The organism is Halpernia sp., assembly GCF_048269545.1.
Lineage (GTDB): Bacteria > Bacteroidota > Bacteroidia > Flavobacteriales > Weeksellaceae > Halpernia.
Genome location: NZ_JBLXIJ010000001.1, coordinates 143,185 through 160,382, shown reverse-complemented (window position 1 = coordinate 160,382; position 17,198 = coordinate 143,185). Strand labels below are relative to the sequence as shown.

At 30.8% G+C, this 17,198-nt stretch carries 17 protein-coding genes; 2 read left to right on the top strand and 15 right to left on the bottom strand.

Annotated elements, in window-relative coordinates; all coding sequences use genetic code 11:
• Positions 1 to 3 precede the first annotated feature (3 nt).
• From ACN0WB_RS00680 to rsfS, 5 genes are all read right to left on the bottom strand, one after another.
• A complete protein-coding gene (locus ACN0WB_RS00680) occupies positions 4 to 657 on the bottom strand; it encodes a phosphatidylserine decarboxylase family protein (RefSeq protein WP_417427829.1) in 654 nt (217 codons plus the stop codon).
• 23 nt (positions 658 to 680) lie between these two features.
• The gene (locus ACN0WB_RS00675; RefSeq protein ID WP_417427827.1) at positions 681 to 1,556 is read right to left on the bottom strand and encodes a phosphatidate cytidylyltransferase; all 876 of its coding nucleotides are present in this window, start codon (positions 1,554 to 1,556) and stop codon (positions 681 to 683) included.
• Between the two features lie 32 nt (positions 1,557 to 1,588).
• Positions 1,589 to 2,170 carry an LUD domain-containing protein gene (locus ACN0WB_RS00670; RefSeq protein WP_417427825.1) on the bottom strand — a complete coding sequence of 194 codons (582 nt, stop codon included), beginning with the start codon at positions 2,168 to 2,170 and terminating at the stop codon, positions 1,589 to 1,591.
• A gap of 86 nt (positions 2,171 to 2,256) precedes the next feature.
• A complete protein-coding gene (gene ftsH, locus ACN0WB_RS00665) occupies positions 2,257 to 4,233 on the bottom strand; it encodes an ATP-dependent zinc metalloprotease FtsH (RefSeq protein WP_417427823.1) in 1,977 nt (658 codons plus the stop codon).
• Positions 4,234 to 4,277: 44 nt separating this feature from the next.
• A complete protein-coding gene (gene rsfS / locus ACN0WB_RS00660) occupies positions 4,278 to 4,640 on the bottom strand; it encodes a ribosome silencing factor (protein ID WP_417427821.1) in 363 nt (120 codons plus the stop codon).
• Between the two features lie 87 nt (positions 4,641 to 4,727).
• Here rsfS and ACN0WB_RS00655 point away from each other — a divergent pair, with 87 nt between their 5' ends.
• Positions 4,728 to 5,432, top strand: a complete 705-nt coding sequence (locus ACN0WB_RS00655) for a biotin--[acetyl-CoA-carboxylase] ligase (protein WP_417427819.1) — start codon at positions 4,728 to 4,730, stop codon at positions 5,430 to 5,432.
• Here ACN0WB_RS00655 and ACN0WB_RS00650 read toward each other — a convergent pair.
• The 4 genes from ACN0WB_RS00650 to ACN0WB_RS00635 are packed head-to-tail and all read right to left on the bottom strand — an operon-like array spanning position 5,426 to position 8,752.
• Positions 5,426 to 6,520: an LptF/LptG family permease gene (locus tag ACN0WB_RS00650; protein WP_417427817.1), complete on the bottom strand. Its 1,095-nt coding sequence runs from the start codon at positions 6,518 to 6,520 to the stop codon at positions 5,426 to 5,428. The two genes, ACN0WB_RS00655 and ACN0WB_RS00650, sit on opposite strands and share 7 nt — an antisense overlap.
• Before the next feature lie 15 nt (positions 6,521 to 6,535).
• Positions 6,536 to 7,669, bottom strand: a complete 1,134-nt coding sequence (tgt, locus tag ACN0WB_RS00645; protein ID WP_417427815.1) for a tRNA guanosine(34) transglycosylase Tgt — start codon at positions 7,667 to 7,669, stop codon at positions 6,536 to 6,538.
• A 7-nt stretch (positions 7,670 to 7,676) separates the two neighbouring features.
• Positions 7,677 to 8,042 (bottom strand): DUF4296 domain-containing protein, encoded by a 366-nt coding sequence (locus ACN0WB_RS00640; RefSeq protein ID WP_417427813.1) that lies wholly within the window; start codon positions 8,040 to 8,042, stop codon positions 7,677 to 7,679.
• On the bottom strand, positions 8,039 to 8,752 hold the full coding sequence (locus ACN0WB_RS00635; protein WP_417427811.1) for a polyprenol monophosphomannose synthase: 714 nt from the start codon (positions 8,750 to 8,752) through the stop codon (positions 8,039 to 8,041). The genes ACN0WB_RS00640 and ACN0WB_RS00635 overlap by 4 nt, the downstream gene beginning before the upstream one ends.
• A 115-nt stretch (positions 8,753 to 8,867) precedes the next feature.
• Here ACN0WB_RS00635 and ACN0WB_RS00630 point away from each other — a divergent pair, with 115 nt between their 5' ends.
• Positions 8,868 to 10,388 (top strand): GH3 auxin-responsive promoter family protein, encoded by a 1,521-nt coding sequence (locus tag ACN0WB_RS00630; RefSeq protein ID WP_417427809.1) that lies wholly within the window; start codon positions 8,868 to 8,870, stop codon positions 10,386 to 10,388.
• 192 nt (positions 10,389 to 10,580) lie between these two features.
• Here ACN0WB_RS00630 and ACN0WB_RS00625 read toward each other — a convergent pair whose 3' ends face one another.
• The 6 genes from ACN0WB_RS00625 to ACN0WB_RS00600 form a co-directional block, all read right to left on the bottom strand.
• Positions 10,581 to 11,564: an endonuclease/exonuclease/phosphatase family protein gene (locus ACN0WB_RS00625; protein WP_417427807.1), complete on the bottom strand. Its 984-nt coding sequence runs from the start codon at positions 11,562 to 11,564 to the stop codon at positions 10,581 to 10,583.
• 9 nt (positions 11,565 to 11,573) lie between these two features.
• A complete protein-coding gene (locus tag ACN0WB_RS00620) occupies positions 11,574 to 12,329 on the bottom strand; it encodes a rhomboid family intramembrane serine protease (RefSeq protein WP_417427805.1) in 756 nt (251 codons plus the stop codon).
• Between the two features lie 6 nt (positions 12,330 to 12,335).
• On the bottom strand, positions 12,336 to 14,096 hold the full coding sequence (mutL, locus tag ACN0WB_RS00615; protein ID WP_417427803.1) for a DNA mismatch repair endonuclease MutL: 1,761 nt from the start codon (positions 14,094 to 14,096) through the stop codon (positions 12,336 to 12,338).
• Between the two features lie 95 nt (positions 14,097 to 14,191).
• The gene (locus tag ACN0WB_RS00610; protein ID WP_417427801.1) at positions 14,192 to 15,199 is read right to left on the bottom strand and encodes an SDR family NAD(P)-dependent oxidoreductase; all 1,008 of its coding nucleotides are present in this window, start codon (positions 15,197 to 15,199) and stop codon (positions 14,192 to 14,194) included.
• A gap of 94 nt (positions 15,200 to 15,293) precedes the next feature.
• A complete protein-coding gene (locus ACN0WB_RS00605; protein ID WP_417427799.1) occupies positions 15,294 to 16,799 on the bottom strand; it encodes a GH3 auxin-responsive promoter family protein in 1,506 nt (501 codons plus the stop codon).
• A 104-nt stretch (positions 16,800 to 16,903) separates the two neighbouring features.
• The gene (locus tag ACN0WB_RS00600) at positions 16,904 to 17,143 is read right to left on the bottom strand and encodes a hypothetical protein (protein ID WP_417427797.1); all 240 of its coding nucleotides are present in this window, start codon (positions 17,141 to 17,143) and stop codon (positions 16,904 to 16,906) included.
• Between the last annotated feature and the right edge of the window lie 55 nt (positions 17,144 to 17,198).

Here is a 17,198-nt window from a genome sequence, read left to right as displayed (position 1 = left end):
GATTTAATCTAATAACTTCGCAATTACGTCAATTCCACCTTTGGTTTTGTCACCAATTTTGCAAGTAATTTCTGTATTTAAAGGAAGAAAAACATCCATTCTTGAACCGAATTTTATAAATCCAAATTCATGTCCGGCTTTTGCGATATCTCCTTCATTGCAATTCATCACAATTCTTCGTGCAACATAACCAGCAATTTGGCGGAAAACAACGGTATGATGTAAAAAACTTTCTACAGCAATTGTCGTTCTTTCGTTATCTGTAGAAGATTTTTCGTGCCACGCAACTAAATATTTTCCTGGATGGTATTTTTTATAAACCACATTTCCGGAAACAGGATATCTGCAAATGTGAACATTTAACGGTGACATAAAAATAGAAATCTGGACACATTTTCCTTTTATAAATTCATCTTCTACAACTTCTTTTATCATCACCACTTTTCCATCAACGGGCGCAATTACATTTTCTTTGTGATCGGAAATATGTCGATTTGGAACACGGAAAAACCAAATGACTAATCCGAAAATAATTAAAAGCGGAATAATTACTAAAAGCGACCATATTTCTAAATAATAAATGGAGAGAAATCCTAAAACAGCAATCGCTATAATTGTAACAGTAATGGTTCCTTTAGATTCTTTATGAAGTTTCATTATAATAATAAATGATAAATTTTTTAAACTAATTTTTCTAACACAAAATACAAATATACAACTGGAACACAGATAATAAAACTATCTAATCTGTCCAAAATACCGCCGTGACCTGGAATTAAATTACCACTATCTTTTACACCAAAACTTCTTTTTAATTGGCTTTCTACCAAATCACCTAATGGCGCAAAGATAGAAACTAAAAAGCCAACAATCATCCAATTTCCACGCAATTCTGGATAATATTTTTCAATAAAAAATCCTAAAATTAGAGTTAAAACAACACCGCCCGCAAAACCTTCCCAAGTTTTTTTTGGGCTAATTTTTGGGGCCATTTTATGTTTTCCAAATAATCTTCCTGTAAAATACGCGAAAGAATCACTACTCCAAATTAAAACAAAAAGAAAAAATACTTCAAGTGTGAAAACTTTATCAGGATTAAAATCTGAATATGAAGGTAAAGCTAAAGCAAAACTGAATGGTAATGCGAGGTAAATAACAGAAAATATTAGTTTTCCGTTATCAAAATAAAGTTCTTTTGTAAATCTAAATAGAGTAGTTACGGCAATTACAATTAGGAATAAACCTAAAATTTCCGATAAATTAAATTGAAAGAAAAAGCTTTGATCAAAAAATTTTACGGAAAATCTGTAGTAAACAATTAATGCAATAGGAATTACAGCAAATTTTTCCCAAGATTTTTCAAACTTCATTATCTTTATACATTCCCAAAGTCCTGCGAGAAGAAAGAAAGTAATTAATGCATAAAAAAGATAATATTCTTTGATGAAAGGGAAGATTTTGGCCAGCCAAATTTCACCTAATGGAGTTGTGCAAAGTACGATGACTAAACCATAAACTGCGCCAGAAATTAATCTTTGTACTAAATTTTTATCCAAAGTTTTTATTTAAAAGTAATTTTAGAATTGCTCTAATCTTCCAGCAAAAGTAAGAAAAGTTTAGTATTGTCTTTATTCTCAGTATCTAATTTGGAATTATTTCCACTTATTGAGGTAAGGTTTTTTAAAGTTCCACGGCGTTTTACTTTCATCATTGCGTCTGTAAGATTGGTGACAATTTGCGAAACATTTGCCATAAGAATAATTTTATCTGGCAATCTTGAAGAATGATAATGTAAAATATTGTTGTGAGAAAGCATAATCCTGCCGTCAAAAGCAATTAAATATTCACAAGTAATAAAAGCGGCATCATTTAGAAGGTCTAATTCTGTAGTGTAAGGCGTATTTATGACATCTAAAAAGTTTTTTAAATCTTCGTCCCAACAAAAAACATTTTTAATCTCTTCAATTTTTACAATTTGGTTGAGTGTTTGTAAAGCTTCCGCTTCATCAGAACAATAATTAAAAAACCCTCCCGAATGAGTAAATAATTGCGCAAATTTATAGTCAAGATCTGCGTATTTCAGCTGGTCACCTAATTTTACCACATTCGCAGAATCATCAGATTCTTGCTGGTTTAATATTTTATTTACAAATTTTTTAAATATGCTCAAAGCTTATTCTTTTTTCCACTATTACATACAAAAATAGGAAATATTTACTATTTCCTATATTTTTTTGACGATAATATTTTTTAAAATTAATTAACTACATTTTCCTCATTCGAAACAATATTTGTATCTGAAGGATTTTCTAAATTAGAAACAGGAGTTTCTGTTAATTCAGGATCCCATGCTCTTTTACCGAAAATCTCTTCCAAATCTTCTCTAAAGATAACTTCTTTTTCTAAAAGTTTACTTGCTAAAGCGTCTAGTTTATCTTTATTTTCGGTTAAAATTTGTACTGCTCTTTGATATTGAAATTCTATAATTTTTGAAATTTCTTCATCAATCATTTTTGCAGTGCTTTCAGAATAAGGTTTTCCAAAACTATATTCTGATTGTCCAGAACTATCATAATAAGAAATATTTCCTACTTTTTCATTTAATCCGTAAATTGTAACCATAGCTTGCGCTTGTTTTGTTACTCGCTCCAAATCAGATAATGCTCCTGTAGAAATATTGCCAAAAATAACTTGTTCTGAAGCTCTTCCACCTAAAGTGGCGCAAAGCTCATCAAACATTTGCTCTGTAGTTGTTAATTGTCTTTCTTCCGGTAAATACCAAGCGGCGCCTAATGAACGACCTCTCGGAACAATTGTTACTTTTAATAATGGAGCGGCGTGTTCTACCAACCAACTAATTGTGGCGTGACCTGCTTCGTGGTATGCAACTCTTCTTTTTTCGGAAGGTTTTATCGCTTTATTTTTCTTTTCTAAACCACCAATAATTCTATCAACTGCATCTAAAAAATCTTGTTTATTTACTGCTTCGTGGTTATTTCTTGCTGCAATTAATGCCGCTTCATTACAAACATTTGCAATATCTGCTCCACTAAAACCAGGCGTTTGTTTTGCTAGAAACTCACGATCAACAGTATCGTCCATTTTTATTTTCTTCAAATGAACATCAAAAATTTCTTTTCTTTCGTGAAGTTCTGGTAAATCAACAAAAATTGTTCTATCAAATCTCCCAGCTCTTAGCAAAGCTTTATCTAAAATATCTGCACGATTAGTTGCTGCAATTAAAATAACATTAGTGTCGGTTCCGAAACCATCCATTTCTGTTAATAATTGGTTTAAAGTATTTTCTCGTTCATCATTTCCGCCGGTAAACTGACCTTTTCCACGCGCTCGTCCAATGGCATCAATTTCGTCAATGAAAATAATTGCTGGAGATTTAGCTTTTGCTTGAGCAAACAAATCTCTAACTCTAGACGCTCCAACTCCTACAAACATTTCAACAAAATCGGACCCAGAAAGTGAAAAAAATGGAACTTTTGCTTCACCTGCAACGGCTTTTGCTAATAAAGTTTTACCTGTTCCTGGAGGGCCAACTAATAAAACACCTTTCGGAATTTTACCGCCAAGTTTTGTATATTTTTCTGAATTTTTTAGAAAATCTACTACTTCTTGTACTTCTTCTTTTGCACCTTCTAAACCTGCAACGTCATTAAATGTTATATTAACTTTATCTTTTTCATCAAATAATTTAGCTTTTGATTTTCCAATGCTGAAAATTTGACCGCCCGGTCCGCCGCCGCTTCCCATTTTTCTGAATAAAACGTAGTAGAATAAAACCATGATTCCTATCCAAAATAAAGCGGTAAAAAGTAAACTTGTTAAAGGATTTTCAGCAACACCAAAATCCATTTTAGTTGTAATTTTAGGGTTTTCATTTTTTATTTTGTTAAATCTTTCTTGAAAATAGCGCAAATCACCATAAGTTAGAGTGTAGTCTGGTTGCGGTTTCAGATTTAATAAAGAAAGTGGATTTTCGGTTGGATTATTTTTTTTAACCATTTCATCTTTCCCCGCTTGTGTGAGAAAAACATCTGCTTTAAAATTATCTCGGTAAACCATTACATCTTGAATTTTACCTTGTTCTACAAGACTATAAAATTCTTGTTCATCAATTGGTTTTGTGCTTTCGTTTCCAAAGAAATTTGAACCGAAAATAAGTAACATCACAACAATTGCGATGGGAAAGAACCAATTAAAACCTTTATTATTATTCATATTTTTAGTATAGAAAACCGGTAAATCCGGTATTATTATATATTTTAATTCTCGATATGTGTAATTTTTGCATCACCCCAAAGTTCTTCTATATCATAATATTCTCTGGTTTCTTGCTGAAAAATGTGGACAACTACAGATACATAATCTACTAAAATCCACATGGCGTTTTCTGTTCCTTCAACATGCCATGGTCGTTCATGCAAATCATTTCTTACTTTTTTTTCTATATTTCCTGCTATGGCAGAAACTTGTGTGTTGCTGTTTCCACTACAAATAATGAAAGTTTCCGCTACGGAATTTTCTATTTTTGACAAATCAAAAATCATCAATTTTTCACCTTTAGTATCTTGTATTGCTTCAACAATTGTATTTATTAGAAGTTGTTTTTGTATCGTTTTATCCATTAAATTTTTTGTATAGTCTGCAAATTTACCGCTTTTTCTTTATTTTAGCCTTATGAAAAAGTTCTTTAAATCTTAAAGTTTTCTTAAATGAGCTCCTTAATTTATTTGAAAATCAGCACTTCTACGAATATTGACATTCAAAACTTTAAGCTTTATGAAAGTTCTTTTTTGGCTTTATACACTTTTAATCAAACAAAAGGAAGAGGACAATTTAATAATTCTTGGGAAATGATTCCAGAAGAAAATTTGGCTTTTTCTTTAATGTTAAAATCTGAATGTATAAAAATTTCTGAGAATCTCTTCAATTTCCATACCGCCACAATTGTTAGAAATTTTATAGCCAATTTGACCAAAGAAAATGTTGAAATAAAGTGGCCAAATGATATTATTTTAAATAAGAAAAAAATTGCAGGAATTTTAATTGAAAAGAAAAAAATTGATAATGAAGAGGTTTTTATAATAGGAGTTGGAATAAATATTTTACAAACAGATTTTACGAACTTCCCAAAAGCAGGCTCTTTATTCACACAAACGAAGCGGAAGTTTGATTTAAAAGATGTTGCAAAAGAATTATTTAATTATTTTCAAACCCAAATTACAAAGTCAGAAAATATACTTGAAAAGTTTAATGAACATCTTTTTTTAAAAGAGAAAATTGGAGTATTTAATTTAAAAAATATTAGACAAAATGGCATAATAAAAAACGCCGATGAAAATGGTTTTCTGTGGATCGATTTAGAAAATGATGGTTTGAAAAAATTTTTTCACAAAGAAATAGAACTGCTTTATTGATTGGCTCTTTTTAAATATAGAATTAAAGCTAAAGGAGCAAAAACAATGTTTGGAAGCCACATTGCTAAAAATGGAGGTAAAGTTTTATTTTCTGAAACTACTTTTAAAGCTTCAAATGAAAACACGAAAATAAAAGCCAAAGTAATTCCAATTGCTAAATTTGCGCCCAAACCGCCCCGTTTTTTTTGTGAAGACAAAGAAAGAGCTAAAAATGTTAAAATTATAATCGAAAATGGCATTGAAGTTCTTTGATAAAGTTCGTTTAAATAGGTATTTAAATTACCATTTCCTTTTTCTTTTTCTCGTTTTATAAATTGTATAAGTTCGGGTGTAGTTTTATTTTGTCCTAATAATTGATCGGGGAATAATTCTTCTGGCGGATGCCCAAAACTAATGGTTTTAGAACTCCCATTTTTTAAAATTTCAGTATCATTTTTTAATACGGTTTTTTCTAGAAAACTATTGAGTTCAAAGTTTTTTTTGTCTTTTTTCCAAGTGACATCACTTGCGGATAGTTGATAAATTAATTTTTTATTTTTATCATATTTCTGATAGCTGAAACCTGTGCCGCGTTTTTCTTTTTTATTATAACTGTTGATGAAAATATATTCATTAGGCGAAAGTTGCGTTGTGATAGAAGCATTTCCTAACAATTTTTCACGGTTCACTTCATTATAAGTATAAGCTTCTAATTCATTTTTTTGAATATTCGCCCACGGTAAAACGAAATGATTCACCCCTAAAGTAACAATGGCAATTATTGTAGAAGCAATTAAATAAGGTTTTGCAAAACGATGAAAACTTGCTCCACTACTTATAAAAGCAACAATTTCAGTATTATTTGCCAATCTCGAAGTGAAGAAAATAACAGAAATAAAAACTAAAATTGAGATAAAAGTGACGAGTAAATAAATAATCCAAAAAGGGTAATAATGGATTAAAAAATAGGAAACCTTGTAGCCATTTCCTTCAATTCGAGGAACTTTTTGCTGCACATCAATTACCAACACAATTATAGACAACAAAGCCATCATAAACCCGAAAGTTCCCAGGAATTTTTTGATGATGTATTTGTCTAAAATTTTCATTTTTAATAATTAGGCTTAAAGTCTATTTTTTAAATTAGGAATTATGGCGTCTTTCCATTCATAAAAATCTCCTTTTATAATATGTTCACGAGCGACTTTTACCAAATCTAAATAGAATGCTAAATTATGGATGGATGCAATTTGCTTAGATAAATATTCTTTTGCAACAAATAAATGTCGAACATAGGCTTTAGAATAATCTCGATCTACATAACTTGTTCCGAATTCATCTAAGGGAGAAAAATCACTTTCCCATTTTTTATTTTTCATGTTCATCACGCCGTTCCACGTAAAAAGCATTGCATTTCGTGCATTTCTTGTAGGCATTACACAATCCATCATATCAATTCCCAAACCAATACTTTCCAAAATATTCCATGGCGTACCAACTCCCATTAAATATCGCGGTTTTTCTATGGGCAAAATATCGGTAACTTCATCCGTAATTCTGTACATTTCTTCTTCAGGTTCACCTACAGAAAGTCCTCCAATTGCATTTCCAACTTGATCACTTTCTGAAATTTTTTCCGCGGAAATTTTTCTTAAATCAGAATAGGTAGAACCTTGCACAATTGGAAAAAAATGCTGTTTGTGTCCGTAAATTTCTTTATTAGTTTCGTTAAAATCAATGCAACGTTTTAACCAACGATGCGTCATTTCCATTGATTTTTTTGCTAAGTTATAGTCGCAAGGATAAGGCGTACATTCATCAAAAGCCATGAAAATATCCGCTCCAATTTCTCTTTGAATTTTCATAGAAATTTCCGGAGAAATAAAATGCGTGCTTCCGTCAATGTGAGATTTAAATTTTACACCTTCTTCATTTAATTTTCTGGATTTCGACAATGAGAAAACTTGATAACCTCCAGAATCAGTGAGTATGGGCAAATCCCAATTCATGAATTTATGCAATCCGCCCGCTTTTTGCATAATTTCCATTTTCGGACGAAGATTTAAATGATAGGTATTTCCTAAAATTATTTGAGCTTTTATATCGTCTTTTAATTCTCTTTGATGAACGGTTTTTACGGAAGCTACAGTTCCGACGGGCATAAATATTGGCGTTTCTATTTTTCCGTGATCCGTTGTGATAATTCCTGCTCTTGCTTTTCGTTCGGAGCTTTTTTCTATTTCAAAAAATTTCTGCATTTTATATTTATCTTGCCATCGGCGGTAAAAGCTGGGTTTCTTTCAATTTTTTATCAATGAAATCTTTTGCTTTTGGGTCTTTTTCTAAAATTATTTTCTGTGCATTATCAAAGATTTTATTCAATTCGTTTGTTCCTGTGTAAAAAGTATAACTATCACGAAAATCTTTGGCTTTTATTTTGTGTTTTTTTAAAATAAAACGGGTTTGAGTTTCCATATTTAAAGTAGGAGAAGCAAAACTCATTTGATCTGAAAGTGCAAATTCTGCTACTAAACTGCTCATTTCTTCTTGTGAAATTAAGTTTCTTGGTTTGTCTAAAACTTGCCCACAAGAATTTAAAGTTAAGATTATTAAAATTAAAAAAACTCTCATAACTTACCAATTAAAGATTTAAACTTTAAATTTAAAACGCCAAAAACCGCTTCTTTTATTATTCCACCATTCATTTTACTTTCACCTTGTGTTCTATCTGTGAAAATAATAGGGACTTCTACTATTTTAAAATTTTTCTTAAAAGCACGGAATTTCATTTCAACTTGAAAACCATAACCTTTCAATTTTACTTTTTCTAAACCAATTTCTTCCAATACTTTTCTTGAAAAACAAACAAATCCTGCGGTTGTGTCTGCAATTGGAATTCTCAAAATAAAACGAACATATTTAGACGCGAAATAAGAAAGTAAAACTCTAGACATGGGCCAATTCACTACATTTACACCTTTTGAATATCTGGAACCAATTGCCATATCTGCATTTTTACAAGCTTCAAATAATTTTGGTAAATCTTCTGGATTGTGGGAGAAATCGGCATCCATCTCAAAAATATAATCGTAATCTTTTTCTAATGCCCATCGAAATCCGTGCAGATAAGCTTTTCCTAAGCCATCTTTTATTTTTCTTTCTGTGAGAAATAATGGGGATTCAGTTTCTTGTAAATTTTTTACAATTTTTGCTGTTCCGTCTGGTGAAGAATCATCTACAATTAAAATGTCAAAATTCTCGTTTAAATTTAAAACAGCAGAAATTATTGCAGCAATATTTTCTTTTTCGTTAAAAGTGGGAATGATGACGAGCTTTTTCATTTTAATATAAGTGAACAAAGATAGATATTCTGATTTGAAACTTTTAATTTTCAGAATTTTAGAGGCGTTAAAATTATCTTAAAATAGCAAAAAAAAATTTATTACTTTTGTAAGTATGGCAACAAAAGCGCTTTTTAATTCTGTGGTAAATTGGTATATTCGACAAAGAATAGACCAAATTCAAAATTTTAAAAAGCATCCTTTAGAAACACAAAAAGGAGTTTTATTTTCACAGTTATTTTTTGCAGAAGAAACAGAATATGGCAAGAAATATGGTTTTAAAGATATTTCTACATATCAAGATTTTAAAAATCAAATCCCAATCGTTACTTATGAAGATTTTGAACCTTGGATAGAAAAAGCCAGACAAGGGCAAAAAGATATTTTTTGGCCCGGTCAAATTAAAAGATTTGCTAAATCTTCTGGAACTACAAATGCGAAAAGTAAGTTTATTCCAATTTCAAATGAAAGTTTAGAAAATTGTCATTTAAAAGCAGGAAAAGATATGGTTGCAATTTATGCGAACAACCATCCAGAAAATGAATTATTTACGCACAAAAATTTAAGACTCGGCGGAAGTGCAGAAATGTATCAAGATTTTGATACAAAATTTGGAGATTTATCTGCGATAATAATTGAAAATTTACCATTTTGGGTAGAAATTACAACCACACCAAGTAAGAAAATTTCTTTAATGTCTGAATGGGAAAGTAAATTGAAAGCCATTGTAAATGAAGTAACAAAAGTGCAAGTGGGAAGTTTTACGGGCGTTCCGAGTTGGATGATGGTTTTACTTCAAAGAATTTTAAAAGAAACCGGACATCAAAACATTTCAGAATTGTGGCCACATTTGGAAGTTTTTTTCCATGGAGGAATTAGTTTTAAACCTTATAGAGAAGAATATAAAAAACTCATTGGAAAAGACATTCGCTACTACGAAATTTATAATGCTTCGGAAGGATTTTTTGCAATTCAAGATATATATAAAAGTGAAGAAATGCTTTTGATGTTGGATTACGGCATCTTTTATGAATTTATTCCGATGGATGAATTTCATAAAGAAAATCCCAAAACAATTCATTTGGAAGACGTAGAATTAGATAAAAATTACGCCCTTTTAATCACCACAAATGGAGGATTGTGGCGTTATTTAATTGGTGATACGGTAAAATTTACTTGTTTAGATCCTTTTAGAATAAAAATCTCTGGGCGAACAAAACATTATATTAATGCATTTGGGGAAGAATTAATGATTGATAATGTTGAAACTGCACTTACAATTTCCTGTGAAGCAACTGAAGCAAGAATTTTAGATTTTACAGGCGCACCAATTTTTATGAAAAATGGAAAATCTGGAGCGCACGAATATATTATTGAGTTTATAGAAGCGCCAAAAGATTTGCGAAAATTTATTACGGTCTTTGACACAGAATTAAAACGTATGAATTCCGATTACGAAGCAAAACGCTATAATAATATGACACTTTCCGAGCCCATTATTCATCTTGCAAAACCAAAACTTTTCTATAATTGGATGGCGGAAAGAGGTAAACTTGGAGGGCAAAATAAAGTCCCGCGATTGAGTAATGACAGAGAATATTTAGGGCCTTTATTGCAGAAAAACTTGGAGTTATGAATCTCTTTATTAAACGCAAAGACGCAAAATTTTCTACAATTGTTCTTATTTAAGACGCAAAATAAATATTACGCTTTAAAATCTGATACAAAATATTTTATTTAAGAATGTCCAAATGGCGAAGCTAACTTGCGACTTAAATATAACTTTAAAAATAAATATTACGCCTTTGCGTTAAACCAAATCCAAAGATTATTTAATTTTAAAAGTCGCAATCACCGGAAAATGATCCGATAATTTTTCACTTCTATCTACTTCATAGCTAATCGGTGTAATTTCCTTAGATGTAAAAATATAATCAATTCTTATAGGAAATTTATAGTCGTGAAAACTTGTAGAACTCCCATTTCCACAAACCTCAAAAGCATCTTTCAGATTTTTTCCTAAATGGTAATATTCATAAGAATTGGGCACAGAATTAAAATCTCCCGCCATTATAATTGGATATGGAGAATTTTCAATTGCATCTCTCGCTAATGAAATCTGTGTTTGATGAATTTTAAAATTTAACGCCATTTTTTTTATTAAACTTTTATATTTAATCTCGTTTCTTTCAGTATTTTCACTAGGTTTAACCATAGATTTATTCAGATAAAATGGTTCTAAATAAACATTTATAAAGCGATAAATTTTTCCTCTAATTTCCACATCATTAGAATTTATGTGTGCTTGTTCTTTAATAATCCATTCTTTAGAATTTAGAATTTTAAATTTTGAATAAAAAAATACAATATTTGAAATTTGATAATATTCTAGATTGTTAAGTTTATAATCTAATTTTGGCGAGCCAGCTTCTTGTAAAAATACGATATCTGGGTTTTCTTTAATTATAAAATCTTCAATTTTGTCTCTTCCAAATTTACCATTATGTGCGTTAAATGTGATAATTTTTAAATTGGAAACGTCTTTCTTCGTCGGGCTATAATTTATAATTCTACTTGTAGGTTTTATAAAAAAAAGACTTATTATAATAAAGAAAAAAGCACGTTTTTTCCACAGCAAAACCCATATTATAATCAAAATTAAATTTAATACCATTAAAACTGGAAAAGCTAATGAAAGAAAATTTAAATAAGGGAATGCTTTCGGCGGAACTACAATGTTCAAAAAGTTCAGCAATAAAAGTGAAATTACTCCAAGGTGAATTAAGAATAAAATAAATCTTACAATTTTCATTCTCTATTTTTAATTAATTCTATATTGGTTTTTTACAAAATTTCTTGCCATTATATATCCAACAATTGCTCCACCAATATGCGCAAAATGTGCAATTCCTAAAGTTTTCCCTGTAATTTGTAAGAAGAAAGAAATTATCACAAAACCAATCACCAAATATTTTGCTTTTATACCAATCGGAATAAACATCATATACAATTTGGCATCAGGAAATAAAGTGGCGAAACCTGCAACAACGCCCATTATTGCAGCAGAAGCACCTAACATTGGACTTACTAATTCATTATATAATTGTTGAGATTGTTCAACTGCAAGTGGTGTTTTCGCAGAAATACTCATACTTCCAGAATAATGAATATTAGCTTTTTGAAAAATTTCTGCTACATTAATTCCTTCAGAAGTTAAAGATTGAATAAGTTGATGAATTTCGTAATAGTTCCATAAATTAAATAAAACAAAACCGCCCAATCCACTTAAAAAATACAGAATAATATATTTTTTTTCACCAATAATTTGTTCTAAAACGGGACCAAAACTCCATAAAGTCATCATATTAAATAAAATATGCATTATTCCGTAGCCTTCTCCGAGTGGCGCATGCATAAACATATGTGTGATAATTTGCCAAGATTTAAAGTTAGGTGAAAGAGGAAAATAAGCTTGTAAAAGAGGATATAAATTGGGGTAAATAAAATTCGCAATCACATAAATAATGACATTGAGAATAATAATATTTTTGGTAACAGGCGTTAGTTTTGGGAACATAATTTTTTAAAATTTATTTTCTAAATCTTCTAATGAGATTTCGTAGAAACAACGTTTTCCGGAAGGTAAAAATTCTGGAAAACCCAATTGTTGATATTGTTTGATAAGGATTTCTGCATCTGTTTTGTAAAGAAAATCAAAGCGAGATTTAGCTTGCATTTTATTCCATTGGTGTTCATAAAAATGCATAAATTCTTCTTCTGTTTTGTAATCTAAAATCTCAAATATTTTTTCTAAAAAAGGAATGACTTGCTTTTCTTTCAAACCTTCCGGAATGCTATTAATTCTCAACACATTTTCGTGTGCAATTTCCATTTCAAAACCTAAACTTGGCAAATATTTTTTAATAGAACGGAATTTATTTTTCTCAATTTCATTCATAAAATATTCCACTGAAAAGAGCAAAGATTGACTTACACCGCTTATTTTTTTAAATTTATTTTGGCTTAAAACTACCAATCGATGCATTCTGCCTAAATCGAGCATCAAGGTTTTTCCGCTTTTATTTAATAACCAATATCCATTGGGAAGTCGCATTAAATCTTCCTCAAAATCTTCTTCTTCAAATAAATTTATTTTTGAAGGTGCTGTTGAAATATTGTTTTTGTAAAATTCCGTGAGTTCAACTTTTTCCGCGGTTGAAGGATTTCTTTCAGTTAAAAAAGGGTTGTAATCTCTATCAACACTAATCTCTGGATTTTTTATAGATGCATTATTTCTCGATGGGGAAAGTTGCATTGCATTGGTATCTTTTTCAAAATCTAAACTTGGAGCAACATTATAAATCCCAAGTGAACGTTTAATTGTAGAACGAAAAAGCGCAAAAATTAAATTTTCATCTTCAAACTTCACTTCTATTTTCTGCGGATGAATATTAACATCTATTTTACTTGGATCTGTTTCTAAATAAAGAAAAAATGAAGGAATATAGCCCGGCAAAAGTAAACCTTCAAAAGCATCTTGCACAGCTTTATTTAAATATGGACTGCGGAAATATCGACCATTAATAAATAAAAATTGTTCTCCACGCGTTTTTTTTGCGCCTTCTGGTTTTGCTACAAATCCTTCTAATTTCACCCAACCTAAATCTTCTTTTATCGGAATTAATAAACTATGAATTTTCCTTCCAAAAATATCCACAATTCTTTGCATCTGATTGCCTTTTCTTAATCTAAAAATTGGTTCATCATTGTGAAACATCTCAAATTCTACATTTTCATGCGCTAAAGCAACACGCTGAAATTCATCAATAATATGACGAAATTCTATGGTGTTTGATTTTAAAAATTTCCGTCTCGCGGGAACATTATAAAATAAATTTTTAACGGAAAAACTTGAACCATCGGATGTTTGAATGGGTTCTTGAAACTGAAATCCGCCACCTTCAATGTAAATATTAGTACCAGTTTTTGAATCTTCTTTTTTAGTACGAAGTTCTACTTGCGAAACTGCTGCAATTGAAGCCAAAGCTTCGCCACGAAAACCTTTGGTAATAATTTTAAAAATATCTTCTGTGGTTTTTATTTTAGAAGTGGCGTGTCTTTCAAATGCCATTCTTGCATCGGTTTCAGACATTCCGAGACCATTATCTACAACTTGAATTAAATTTTTCCCAGAATCTCGGATGATGAGTTCAATTTTTGTAGCTTGTGCATCAATCGCGTTTTCCATTAATTCTTTCACCACAGAAGCTGGTCTTTGCACAACTTCTCCTGCTGCGATTTGGTTCGCAACGTGATCGGGTAAAAGTTGAATAATGTCTTGCATAAATAAAAACTTCCACAAAAGTAATGATAAGGAAGTTGGTAAAAAAATTAATTAAAAAATAGAAGAAAATAGATGCCTTTTAATCCATTTCCATATTACTTTTTAAATTTTTTATTTGGACTTTTTTTCACCATGTTAAATAAAATTAAACCTAAACCAACACCAATTGCACCAATCATTGCGTTTTGTGTATTTCTTGAAGGAGTTGGAATTGCCATTTCTCCATAAATTCTGTGCGGTTCATTAGAAGCGTGACGAATATTTCCATCTGTATTTGTGTCCGCATTTTTTTTCATTGCCAATCTCAAAATTGACGATGCGGTATTAATAATGGTATGTGGGAAAATTCCGTATAAAACTTTCATTACTGCAGCGTAACCATCGGTGATGATTTCTTTTTTTGGATTTTTTGCCGCTTTTACCATTTGCGCCGCTAATTCCCTTGGATCCACAGAAAATGGTGGAATTTTAAAATCCAAACCTGAATATTTTGCCGAATGCATATTACCTGTTGAACGTTGAATTCCGGGATATAAACCAACGATATGAATATTTTTTTTATTTGAAAGTTCCCCTTGGAGACCTTCTACCATTCCTCTTATTCCGAATTTCGTACTAGAATAAGCGGTAGAAAACGGAGCGGGCATATAACCGCCAATTGATACATTATTTATTAAAATACCTTCTTTTTGTTTTTTAAATATTGGAATTACCGCATGAGCTCCATGTAAATAACCTAATAGATTGGTTTTCACTAATTGATCCATAGATTTCACTGGAATTTCTTCAAATTTCCCGCTCGCCATTACACCTGCATTATTTACCCAAATATCAATTCTCCCGTTAAATTGTAAAGCTAAATTCGCGAGATTTTCTACTTCTTCAAAATTTGAAACATCGGTCGGAACTCCCAAAGCAACAACACCTAAATCGTGACAAAGGCTTACGGTTTCGTCTAAACCTTCTTTTCCACGCGCTGCGACAACAACGTTGCAACCTTCCAATGCAAAAGCTTCTGCAGCTGCGCGACCAACGCCACTGGTTCCGCCTGTAATTACAACTGTTTTTCCGTGAAGATCTCCTAAATTATTTAAATTTTCCATAATAGTTTAATGATTTTCAATTTATATATCAACTATTATGCAAAGTTTATTTTAGAGTAATTTATTTTGAAGAAGAAACAAAATAAAATAACGATTAAATAGAAAATTTTTCTAAAAACTCCGCTATTTTTCTGTCATTCGCCAACCTTGGAATTTTATTTTGTCCGCCTAATTTGCCTTCAGATTTTGCATAATCTTGGAAAGCGTTTTTCTTTAGATTAATAATTTTTAAAGGCTGCAAAATATTCCCTGAAATTAAATCGTCATAATAAGAATTTCTTTGTCTCATTTCTAAATCTAAAGTTTTACGAAATTTCTCTAAATTTTCTGGTTTTTTTTCAAATTCTATAAACCATTGGTGGAAGGGAAGTTCATCATTTTTTGGTGTTACTTGCGGCGCGAGATGAAATTCTGTGATTTGCGCCGGATTTTTTAAAACTGTCGCCTTCATGGCTTCTTCCACTTCAAAAGCAATCACGTGTTCGCCGAAAGCGGAAGTATAATGTTTTGTTCTTCCACTCACCAAAATACGGTGTGGATTTTTTGAAATAAAACGTACAACATCGCCAATTGAGTAAGCCCAAAGTCCAGAATTTGTCGTTAAAATTAAGGCGTAATCTTTGTTGAGTTCAATATCTTTTAGAGTAAATCTTGTTGCATTTTCTTTACCAAATTCTTCCAACGGAATAAATTCATAAAAAATCCCGTGATTGGTTTGGAGTAATAATCCTTCTTTTTCAAAATCATCTTGAAAGGCAAAAAATCCTTCACTTGCAGGAAATGTTTGCAAAATATCTACTTTTCCACCGAGAAGATTCTCCATTTTTTCTCTGTACGGTTCGTAATTTACGCCTCCTGTAATAATCAATTGTAAATTCGGGAAAAGCTGTGTGATTTTTTTATTATTTCTTTCAATTAATTTTTCAAAATACATAATCAGCCAAGGCGGAATTCCCGAAATAAGCGTCATATTTTCTTTCTCCGTTTCTTTTACAATTTCATCAACTTTGCTTTCCCAGTCTTCAATTTCATTGGTTTTATAACTTGGCAAACGGTTTTTTTGTAAGTAATTTGGAATGTGATGTGCGACAATTCCAGAAAGTCGGCCTGTTTTTATACCGAATTGCTCTTCTAATTTTGGACTTCCTTGTAAGAAAATCATTTTCCCATTTACGAAATCGGCATTGTTTTTTTGAGCAATGTAATGAAAAAGCATACTTTTCGCTGCACCAGTTTGGAAAGGCATTCCTTCTTTTGAGATGGGAATATATTTACTTCCCGAAGTTGTCCCCGAAGTTTTGGCAAAATATTCAGGATTTCCTGTCCAAAGAATATTGGCTTGTCCTTTTTTTACTCGTTCAATGTAAGATTTTAAATCTTCGTAATCTGCGATTGGAACTTGCTTTTGGAAATCTTTAATACTTTGTATTTTTTCAAATTGATGTTCTCTTCCAAATAAAGTTTTCTCTGCAGTTTTAATTAAACCTAAAATTAAATCTTCTTGATTTTTTACAGCATTAGTTTTAAAATCTTCTGATTTTTTTATATGGTTCTTCGCCCAAATCTTTGCTAAAAAAATTTTTATAATTTGACCTATCATTTTACAAAAATACGGTCTTTTGAGTAATAATTAATTTCATATTTAAAATATAAAGTATAAAAAAAACCTTACGTTTTTAGCGTAAGGTTCAGCAAGTTTAAATATTATTTTTTATATCTTTTGTCTATTGTTCCATCTTTTTTTAGATGTTTTGCATTTTTATATCGTTTGTCGGGCGTTCCGTCTTTTTTCAATTTTACTCCAGTCGGAGCAGATTTTGCAGCCGTCACAACTTTCATCGTTGATTTTGATTTTACAGTTTGCGTTTTTAAAGGGTTCTTTTGTTGTGCATTTGCAAATCCTACACATAAAGCCACAGAAAGTACAGTTAATAACGTTTTCATATATAAAAAATTTTAGTGGTTAATTTTATAGTAAAATTAGAATAAAAAGCAATAC

Bases quoted from the DNA above. Each gene is read 5' to 3' on its own strand.
- ACN0WB_RS00680 (WP_417427829.1), bottom strand. From the start codon at position 657: ATGAAACTTCATAAAGAATCTAAAGGAACCATTACTGTTACAATTATA.
- ftsH (WP_417427823.1), bottom strand. From the start codon at position 4,233: ATGAATAATAATAAAGGTTTTAATTGGTTCTTTCCCATCGCAATTGTT.
- rsfS (WP_417427821.1), bottom strand. From the start codon at position 4,640: ATGGATAAAACGATACAAAAACAACTTCTAATAAATACAATTGTTGAA.
- ACN0WB_RS00655 (WP_417427819.1), top strand. From the start codon at position 4,728: ATGAGCTCCTTAATTTATTTGAAAATCAGCACTTCTACGAATATTGAC.
- ACN0WB_RS00650 (WP_417427817.1), bottom strand. From the start codon at position 6,520: ATGAAAATTTTAGACAAATACATCATCAAAAAATTCCTGGGAACTTTC.
- tgt (WP_417427815.1), bottom strand. From the start codon at position 7,669: ATGCAGAAATTTTTTGAAATAGAAAAAAGCTCCGAACGAAAAGCAAGA.
- ACN0WB_RS00640 (WP_417427813.1), bottom strand. From the start codon at position 8,042: ATGAGAGTTTTTTTAATTTTAATAATCTTAACTTTAAATTCTTGTGGG.
- ACN0WB_RS00635 (WP_417427811.1), bottom strand. From the start codon at position 8,752: ATGAAAAAGCTCGTCATCATTCCCACTTTTAACGAAAAAGAAAATATT.
- ACN0WB_RS00630 (WP_417427809.1), top strand. From the start codon at position 8,868: ATGGCAACAAAAGCGCTTTTTAATTCTGTGGTAAATTGGTATATTCGA.
- ACN0WB_RS00625 (WP_417427807.1), bottom strand. From the start codon at position 11,564: ATGAAAATTGTAAGATTTATTTTATTCTTAATTCACCTTGGAGTAATT.
- ACN0WB_RS00620 (WP_417427805.1), bottom strand. From the start codon at position 12,329: ATGTTCCCAAAACTAACGCCTGTTACCAAAAATATTATTATTCTCAAT.
- mutL (WP_417427803.1), bottom strand. From the start codon at position 14,096: ATGCAAGACATTATTCAACTTTTACCCGATCACGTTGCGAACCAAATC.
- ACN0WB_RS00610 (WP_417427801.1), bottom strand. From the start codon at position 15,199: ATGGAAAATTTAAATAATTTAGGAGATCTTCACGGAAAAACAGTTGTA.
- ACN0WB_RS00605 (WP_417427799.1), bottom strand. From the start codon at position 16,799: ATGATAGGTCAAATTATAAAAATTTTTTTAGCAAAGATTTGGGCGAAG.
- ACN0WB_RS00600 (WP_417427797.1), bottom strand. From the start codon at position 17,143: ATGAAAACGTTATTAACTGTACTTTCTGTGGCTTTATGTGTAGGATTT.